Raw genomic sequence first — 7,540 nt, 5'->3', positions numbered from 1 at the left:
CACCATGTATACGGCACTCGCTCACACCTTGCAGAGCGCAGTTCTGCCCACTCACGGGGCTCCCCAACTCCGTTGGTTCAATTTTTGCCCCTGCCTTGGCCTCGATCAGCCAGCCCGCGCCATTGAAAATCCATAGGTAGATCACCGCGTCCGCCGCAAACGCCAGCGGCTCAGTTCAAACGATCCTATCGAAACTGCCCCGACCGAAAGAACCACGCTCAACCCTGCCTCGCCTACCGGGGCAGCCCCGATAGGAACCTAACGTTTGAACCTAACGTTTCCAGGGAACGACCGTTGAAATCTTGCAGGATTACTACCGAGAAGCCGACATATCAGGATCAATCAGCGTTCTCGCGCCGTAACGCTGTCGTTCAGAAGTAGTGCTTTCAACCTTTGCCGCGATCTGGGTGAGAAATGCAAGGACGGCCGCGTTGAACCTTGCTGGCTGCTGCCACGGAGCGAAGTGGCTGACTTCTTCCAGAAGCAGAAAAGAGGCACCTGGAATGGTGCGAGCCAAATGCTCCGCGTGCTCCTTTGTGATGAACTCATCCTTCTCACTTTGCGCGATCATAATGGGCACTTTGATTGTCGCAAGATCCTCCGTGGAGTAATTCGGCTGTGTTCGCTGCATTAGGCCGACATCTTCCACAAAACGTTCGAATTGTCCTGGGGTTGCCGAGAGCTCTTCATAATCAGCTTTGTGCCGAGCGAAGCAACGGTTCAGTACGGGCGTAGGCCTGAACGGCTTCACGCCGCTCGGGTCCATGTTGCAGGCGAAGAAGAATACGCCCGAAACACGAGCAGGGTGCGTTGCGCCAAGAACCATCGCGGTGCAGGCGCCATCGCTCCAGCCAATCAGAGCGGCTTTTTCAAGATTTAAAAGATTCATTACGGCTAGCACATCCGATGCCATGAGCTCGTAGGAATAGGGCTGGTGGTCTCGTGTGCTGCGACCATGTCCACGGCTGTCGATCAAAACAACACGGTAGCCACCTTCGATCAGAGCGGGGACCTGATGTCCCCAGTTTCCGCTATGGCCCAGGCCACCGTGCAGCAGGATCAAAGGCGCACCATCGCCATAAACGCTGTACCAGATGCGCGATCCTTTGTTCTCGACGAAACCGGAAGCGTCCGCGACAGGAAGAACCGGAACACCGGTCGCCTCAAAGCTCAGGAGTTCGTTATCGCGGAATTCCATCATAGGTAACTATAAACGCCCATGTCGACTGGAGGGGTTCTGTGATGACGCGCCAAATTGCCTGTGCGTGAAGTGCCCCTGAAGTCGCGTTTCCGGCAAGTTCGAGACTGATCGGGTGCCCTGGTGGTCGAGGTTGCCGCAAACCACGTTTTTCATACACTACGACGCCTTCTTGGGATCTTCGTTTGGCTGGTTACTTCCTGTTTGCCGACCACTCACTCACTGAGCCCGGATGGGCCTGTCTGTACGATTGGCCCTTGAAGCCTTGAATGCCGCTCCCACAAAACACCGGGGCGAGTAGGTGTCGTCAGTTACGCTGGCGTATACGGGTTATCGATGACGAAGAGCCAGGTTCCGTCTTGCTGTTTACGAACCACCTCAGTGCTGAGCCCCCGAGTCGCGAGTTCGGCTCCCATTCCCGCTGGAGGCTCGATCACCCAGCTCCCGTGCAGCACCGCCAAACCTTGCTGCGATACGACAACAGCACGCGTTTCAAGGGTCATCAGACCACGCCCCGGAAGAAGGTTCCGGAGCGCCTTCCTTATGCTCTCTCGGCCTATCACATCCTGGCCGTCAACTACTAGAACCGCATTGGGCTCATACAGAGCGACCAAGGCTTCAACATCGCCGAGGTTGAAGGCATGCTGGAAGAGACTATGTATTTCCGCAGGACTGTAGGCCGGCATTCGGTACTTCCTTGTCGTGTACGATTCTGGAACATCCTAACAAGACACGCTCTAGAACACACAGGCCTAGCCGCCGCACTCGAACCTGGCCGCTTCGCAGATACCTTCAGTCGCACCACGGTGCGATAAATACGACTGTCGAAGCTGAGCTTTGCGGACATTTGTCCCGGCGGGGTTGGCCCTTAATGATGGCGGTCAGGTAATTAGCCTCGACAGGCAATTCAATCTTTTGCTTGAGTCCGAATACGCCTCTGTTCGAAATGAGGTACAGCCGCTTTTGACAGATGCGAGGAGGCACATTTTGGCCAAGAATTCGATGCAGCAAGGACTGTTCAACAAATAATCCAGTTTGGTACGGAAAAACGGGCTTCAGTCCACGAGGCGGGGCATGAGCTTCTGCACCGGAGTGCTTACAAGGGCATAGTGGAAGCGATGGGAAAGCAGGCGCGCGAAGTCGAAGCGGAGGAGAGTGCCCAATGAACACCACAAACGGCCCATTCGAGCCTCTCGAATGGGCCGTTTGTCAGCTTATGCGTCCAGCGACGCACAGGAAATTCATTATTTCTGACAAACTATTTCACTATTTCTGACAAAGATTTCACTTATTTTGACAACCTACAGCCGCCGGAGCGCGATGATATTCCGGTCGAGCCAGAGATGGAGGACGATAACCTTCACCAGCTCGCCGATTACAGCGAAGGATTCCAAGCGGGAATGGATGGAAAGCAGTTCGACGACTCGAAGAGCAAAGCGTGGCATCGCGGCTGGGCAGAAGCGCAGGAATAACTGGCTGGGGTGAATCTCATTACGGCGCCGAGGAAATCGCTCAGTTTACCTGGCCTGCGCCGGCCACAATGTCAGGTGGTTGTCCGGGGAACGGCCGTCTCGGCTCCTGTACGGGCTGCTGGGGAACGACCACCGGAGAGTGGGAAATTGACAGTTTCTCGCTTCTTTTGGGCCTTCCCTTGTCTTTTAGCTTGTCCGCGAGCGCATTCCAGCAATCGGCACAGATGTCATATTCGGTCTGCTCGATTTCTCGTTGGCTGCACTCCCGGACTTCACCGCAAAGATCGCATTTGTAAACGATCATAGATGGCAAGCTCCCTTTCGGAGAGTATACCGCTTGTGAAGCGGCCGCCCCGATGATGCATCGGACGCAATACCACAAAAGCTATACCAACACACGATCTGGCTCGAAGGTGGGCAGGATCTAAAGGACAATAGCACCACCGCCGCTATGAGGGATTGGCGGACCGTGAGATCGGGTTTCAGGCAGCAGGACTCAATGGGAAAGAGCTGGATACGACACAGAGCAAGGCTTGGCAGCGCGGATGGGACGACGCCCAGGAATAATCAGGCGACTACTACCAATGGGTGAGACGCTTCTGGCTTCGACCGATGATAGCCTGTTGGACTATGCAAATGCTTGTGCTGCTGGTGCTCCTTACGACTTCGGCTTGTGGCAGAAGGGGTTAGTACGATGGCTGATAAGCCCAAGCTGATGATCAGCTATTGTCACGCGAATAAGGCAGAAGCACAAAAGATTCGGACTTTGCTCGACGTTTCATTTCAGATCCTCATGGATCAGGATTACTTTGAACTCTCGAAATCAACCAAGCCTGAAATGAAACGGATGGTTGGTGATGCTGATGTTGTCCTTGTGCTTCTCTCTCAAGCATCCGTTGTAAGCAAAGCAGTCCGTTACGAAGTTACCTGCGCCCTCGCTCGCGAATCCACTGAGCAGAGAAAAATCCTTTTTGCCGGTATGATCGACCCCTGTACTCCGATGCCGGAGTGGGATAGCACTCGGCTCTATGCGAATCTGTGCTCCAACTTTGATAAAGAGTTCTCGAAGCTGAAGCGCAGTCTTCAGGTCGCTTCAGCAAAGGCGCTGCCCAAGGCTACAGCAATCCTAGATTCGCGAGCCTTAGGCCAACTTGCAAAGGCTTCTGTAGAACGCACTGGGTTCAAGGTTCACGGCGAGGTTGAACTCATTGCCCGCAACAAAGAGCTTCCGGACAATCCTCTCAGCACAAGGATTCCTAATATTGACGGATTGAGGCGCTTCAGTGTCTTTATCGCGACGCTGGGCACGTGGACGTGCTTTTTTTATATGCCTAACCAACCTATGGTTGGAAGGCTGGAACGGACATTTGCCATTGAGAGATGGACAATTCGAACTCTACTCGCCGCTCGACTGGGTGGATATTTGGCGCATCGCAAGGTTCCTTTTTGTGCAGAGCGAGAGTCTTATTAAGACATTCCGCAGGTTTCCGAGGCAGATTGACGTGATTATTTCGCCGTTCCACGTTTCGACTTCTTACGTCAAAGGATGCGATGTCAGAACACTATCGTGGGAGCGGACCAAGGGCTCGTTGTTTTACACGTTAGATGATCGGCCTGCAGGGTACAACACTCTCCCGCTCTTCATTGCCTCTGCGATCAAGAATCAGGAGATGCTGTCGGAAGCGCTACGCGCCTTGCAGTCCGCACTTCGAATCGAACTCAAATCACATGGTGGAGTAGCCGAAAAATGGAGCTTTCGTGAGAATTCGAAATATAGGCCGAGGCTCCGTTCAAGGGTGCCAGTCAAGCGCACCAAAGCGATCGCATAAGATGAACTGACTTCGCCTTAGCGTACGTAGCATTACGTTTCTTGAGGTGTCCCTTGGTACGTATGAATCGTATGTTTGCTGTACTAGTCGAGCGTTTTGGTTTGCTGGTTATTGCAGTAGCTGCGGCGGTATTACTGCACTCCTACGGAGGGCTTAATTTTCAGGCGGCTTTGCTACTTGGGGGTGCGTTCGCGCTCATCGCTATGTGGCTTTATATCTTGAAGCAAATTGCCGCGTTCAAGCCATACCGCCTCATCGTCGGCGTCAACTATGAAACGCTGTGGGAAGACCTGAAACTTGCCCCCGCCGACGGCCCGACGTTCGAGAACTTTACCTTTACCGCCATAAGCGCCGCTGTCTTCGCACGCTCTGACGATCAAGACTACAGCACGACGCTAAATCTTTATAAACAGATCCCTTGTGGCGCGGGAACGTGGACGCCCGGTGTTGGTGAAATCATGACCGGACCGACCTTTTTCTTTCGACCGATGCGCGACGGCTATCAGTTTGGCCTGCGTGTTCAGCCCGAATGGTGGAAGCTGCACAGCCGCCAACTCGACGCGGCTGTGCGCGATCTTCCGCTTACGTACAGCAACACCGTAATTCTTGGGCTTCTACCCTACGGCTACATGCCTGAGCACATCCGTCGCTGGAACCAAACCGTATCGCTCTGGTACGGCTTCGACCGGAAGCAGCGCGGCTGGAAGACGCAGTTGCAGCGCCGAGGCTGGACATTCGAAGATGACTATCCGAACCACATCAATCATCGTTATCTCGCCATCGTCTACAGCGATCTATAAGGGGTCACCACACCCGCCGCGTGCGACTGAGGACCACAGCTAGTCCTCAATCGCACTCCCTGATGTACTTTCAGGCATGCCCAGGGCCTCGGTTGTTCGCTTACATTTCTGATTCAATGTTGGAAATCTTCTGTTCGAGGTCATCGACACGGCTGTCTATATCACCTAGTTTGTCACCCGCGTCATCCATCCTGGATTCGACGTGATCAGTATCACTCTTAAGACTGGCGTACCGCTTATTGTCGTACTCGGTGAGCAGTGCCACGCCAAGCAGGATGACAATAGGCACACGCTTTGCGATGTTCTTAAGTTCTTTCTCCTCGGGTTTGTCTGTACTGGCAAGAATACTCACAAAGAGATAGCTCATGACCCAGGATTGGAGACCTGTAAAGTCGAAGAGATAGAAGAGGGTGGCACAGAGAGCCACCACCATTACCAAGAACTTCCAGTTGTTCTTGATTGTCATCCGCAGCCTGCCGTCGGCAGAGAATACTGACATCGAACCTACTTTCGGGTGAGACAGCAATATAGAAATACCAGAAATACCATCCTCTTGGGATAGCTATGATACCTTAGATGTATCTCGCAAGTTATTGATTCTACGTCTGATAATGTGCATTATGTACAGTGGAGCTGTACGCGCAAAGTAGAAATGTCCGGTTTCTGCAAAGTTGAAATGTCCAAACTACCCTTCCGAGAGATATCGGAGGCGGAGATTGGATCTTTTCAGCATGAGTGGACAGGAACTGCAACGGATCGAAGTCTTATCTGAGGTTCTGGCAAGGCGACGCACCGAGATCTCGGCCGAAGCCGTTCTGGGGCTGAGCACTAGACAGACGCGCCGGCTGCTGGCAGCGTACCGCGATGGCGGTGGCGGCGCGATGATCCACAAGGCCCGCGGCCGCACCTCGAACAACCAACTGATCGCCGGGATCCGCGAGTACGTGATCGAACTTGTGCGGTTGCGCTACAAGGACTTTGGTCCGAGCTTGGCGGCGGAAATGCTTCTCACGAAGGATGGCGTCAAGGTGTCGCGCGAGACTCTGCGCAAGTGGATGGTCGAGGATGGGCTATGGCTGTCGCGTAAGCAACGCCGTAGCTTCCACCAGCCCCGTCTGCGGCGCGAGAGCTACGGCGAGCTGATCCAGATCGATGGGAGCGATCATCGCTGGTTCGAAGAGCGTGGTGCAGCGTGTTCGTTGCTGGTGTTTATCGATGATGCCACCGGCAAGCTGATGCAGTTGCGCTTCGTGCCGAGCGAGAGCACGTCGTCCTACTTCGACTGTCTGCGCGGCTATCTCGACGCTCACGGGTGTCCTGTTGCTTTCTACTCGGACAAGCACACCGTGTTCCGCATCAACCGGGACGCTAAGGGTGGAGCAGGCATGACGCAGTTCGGCCGTGCATTAGCCGAGCTGAACATCGAGATCATCTGTGCGAACTCCAGTCAGGCCAAGGGCCGCGTGGAGCGAGCCAACCGTACACTTCAGGACCGTTTGGTGAAGGAGCTGCGACTCGATAACGTCTGCGACATACAGGCTGGCAACGACTTTCTGCCGGAGTTTCTGAACCGCTTCAACGAGAAGTTTTCTGTTCAAGCGGCGAAGCCGGAAGATCTGCATCGCCGATTGAACCTGAGTGCTGACCGACTGAGCGATATTCTGTGCCATCGCGAACAGCGTCATGTCGGTCAGCAGTTGACTCTCGCCTACGACCGCAAGCAGCTCATCCTCGAGCGCAGTCCTGCGTCTGAAGAACTAAGCGGCCAGTACGTGGATCTTTATGACTTCGCGGATGGAAGACTGGAGGTACGTTGGAAGGGACAGGTGCTTCCCTACCGGGTGTTCGACAAGGACCAGCGAGTCAGCCACACCGCTATCGTTGAGAACAAGCGGCTCGGACATGCACTCGCGCTCATCAAGGCCCAGCAGGATATAAAGTATGTCCCAAAGCACTGCCGTCCAAATTAGCAGGGATGGAATTGGACAAAGGCTGAAGACATAGGGGTAGAGGGAGAGCGCGAGCGCCTGTTGGAGTTCAGGTAGGGCGCCGGAAACCGGGGGGCGGAAGGGCTCTGGGATTGAGGCTGCTGTCTAAGTTATTTGAGGTGGGTAGACTTATTTCTCCGTCGTTCGAGATTGAGTGAAGGTTCTGCTGTCCAAGTTATGTCAAGGATAATGGCAGTTGCTCAAAGGCTGGCGGGGGCGGAGGCTGAAAGGGTTGGTCGATCCACAGCCAGAG

6 protein-coding genes and 1 pseudogene are annotated in these 7,540 nt (G+C 54.3%); 4 read left to right on the top strand and 3 right to left on the bottom strand.

The annotated features are described in order from the left end of the window. Nucleotides 1-313 precede the first annotated feature (313 nt). A complete protein-coding gene (locus Q363_RS29200; RefSeq protein WP_245632546.1) occupies nucleotides 314-1,201 on the bottom strand; it encodes an alpha/beta fold hydrolase in 888 nt (295 codons plus the stop codon). Nucleotides 1,202-1,509: 308 nt separating this feature from the next. After that, nucleotides 1,510-1,884 (bottom strand): YybH family protein, encoded by a 375-nt coding sequence (locus Q363_RS29195; RefSeq protein ID WP_035357742.1) that lies wholly within the window; start codon nucleotides 1,882-1,884, stop codon nucleotides 1,510-1,512. Nucleotides 1,885-2,541: 657 nt separating this feature from the next. Here Q363_RS29195 and Q363_RS45720 point away from each other — a divergent pair. The 3 genes from Q363_RS45720 to Q363_RS29175 all read left to right on the top strand — a co-directional run bounded on the left by Q363_RS45720 (nucleotide 2,542) and on the right by Q363_RS29175 (nucleotide 5,299). Beyond that, nucleotides 2,542-2,670: a hypothetical protein gene (locus Q363_RS45720; protein WP_281176103.1), complete on the top strand. Its 129-nt coding sequence runs from the start codon at nucleotides 2,542-2,544 to the stop codon at nucleotides 2,668-2,670. A 694-nt stretch (nucleotides 2,671-3,364) separates the two neighbouring features. After that, nucleotides 3,365-4,141, top strand: coding sequence for a toll/interleukin-1 receptor domain-containing protein (locus tag Q363_RS29180; protein WP_035357739.1), 777 nt, complete (start codon nucleotides 3,365-3,367; stop codon nucleotides 4,139-4,141). Between the two features lie 420 nt (nucleotides 4,142-4,561). Further along, nucleotides 4,562-5,299 carry a hypothetical protein gene (locus Q363_RS29175; protein ID WP_157467824.1) on the top strand — a complete coding sequence of 246 codons (738 nt, stop codon included), beginning with the start codon at nucleotides 4,562-4,564 and terminating at the stop codon, nucleotides 5,297-5,299. 100 nt (nucleotides 5,300-5,399) lie between these two features. On the opposite strand, the gene Q363_RS29170 is transcribed toward Q363_RS29175, so the two are convergent. Then, nucleotides 5,400-5,798 carry a hypothetical protein gene (locus tag Q363_RS29170; protein ID WP_035357736.1) on the bottom strand — a complete coding sequence of 133 codons (399 nt, stop codon included), beginning with the start codon at nucleotides 5,796-5,798 and terminating at the stop codon, nucleotides 5,400-5,402. 217 nt (nucleotides 5,799-6,015) lie between these two features. Here Q363_RS29170 and Q363_RS29165 point away from each other — a divergent pair. Then, nucleotides 6,016-7,248: pseudogene (locus tag Q363_RS29165) on the top strand (ISNCY family transposase); the annotation flags it as partial. Nucleotides 7,249-7,540: the final 292 nt, after the last annotated feature.

The organism is Edaphobacter aggregans DSM 19364 (genome assembly GCF_000745965.1).
Classification (GTDB): domain Bacteria; phylum Acidobacteriota; class Terriglobia; order Terriglobales; family Acidobacteriaceae; genus Edaphobacter; species Edaphobacter aggregans.
The sequence above is the reverse complement of the archived record's forward strand: the minus strand, read 5'-3'. Positions and strand labels throughout refer to the sequence as shown.